Origin of the sequence: Methylobacterium nigriterrae, from assembly GCF_037106235.1 — a bacterium.
GTDB lineage: Bacteria > Pseudomonadota > Alphaproteobacteria > Rhizobiales > Beijerinckiaceae > Methylobacterium > Methylobacterium nigriterrae.
On record NZ_JBAWTG010000948.1, the window covers coordinates 1 to 264 of the forward strand.

General features: G+C 66.7%; 1 protein-coding gene. It reads left to right on the top strand.

All coding sequences use genetic code 11. From position 1 onward, the window contains the following. A partial coding sequence (locus tag WDW90_RS41310; RefSeq protein WP_336493082.1) for a MucR family transcriptional regulator occupies positions 1 to 264 on the top strand: 264 nt, incomplete at both ends.

The window sequence follows — 264 nt, forward strand, 5'->3', positions numbered from 1 at the left end:
GCACAATGAAATGCTCGAGCGGGCGGCCGAGATCGTCTCCGCCTATGTCTCGCGCAACCACGTGGCTCCGGCAGAGCTGCCGGCTCTGATCCAGGCGGTCTATGCCTCGCTCTCCGGCCTCGCGAGCGAAGCGGCGTCAGAACCGGCCACCGCGGAGGTCGAGAAGGCGACGCCCGCGCAGGTTCGCAAGTCGATCACGCCGGACGCGCTGATCTCCTTCATCGACGGCAAGCCCTACAAGACGCTCAAGCGGCATCTCACCGG